Raw genomic sequence first — 432 nt, forward strand, 5'->3', positions numbered from 1 at the left:
GAATTGGAACGCACCGGCAAGGACGAGAAGTTCTACACCTTCACGCTGAACGAGATGAATCACCTGATGCTACTCTTGGCACCGAAGGCAAGCGCAGTACAGGAAGGCTGGAAGCTGGTGCCGGTGACGATCACCGAGGCCATGCATATCGCAGCGGTGAAGGCAATCCTCCGCAGCACCGGCAACGACGATTGCCCGCCGAGCGTATGGAATGCCATGCTCACAGCCGCTCCATCTGCGCCACAGGCAGAGGATGTGTTGGTCGATCTGCATCGCCTTTTCGCTTCAGCACCGGCGCAGGAAAGCTGCAACGGCCGCCCCACCTTCGAAGCACTCTATCGCAAGCTTACCCGCATGCCTGAAGGTGAATGCCTGAATTGGCGTGCGGCGCAGGTGATGACCGCGTTTGAGTGGTGGCAGCGGGGTATGCGC

At 59.7% G+C, this 432-nt stretch carries 1 protein-coding gene; it reads left to right on the top strand.

Annotation, left to right across the window (positions count from 1 at the left end):
* Window positions 1-432 (top strand): hypothetical protein (locus AB4Z32_RS27750; protein ID WP_442125022.1); only part of this gene is annotated, 432 nt, incomplete at both ends.

Source organism: Massilia sp. 2TAF26, from assembly GCF_052115005.1.
Classification (GTDB): Bacteria; Pseudomonadota; Gammaproteobacteria; order Burkholderiales; family Burkholderiaceae_D; genus Telluria.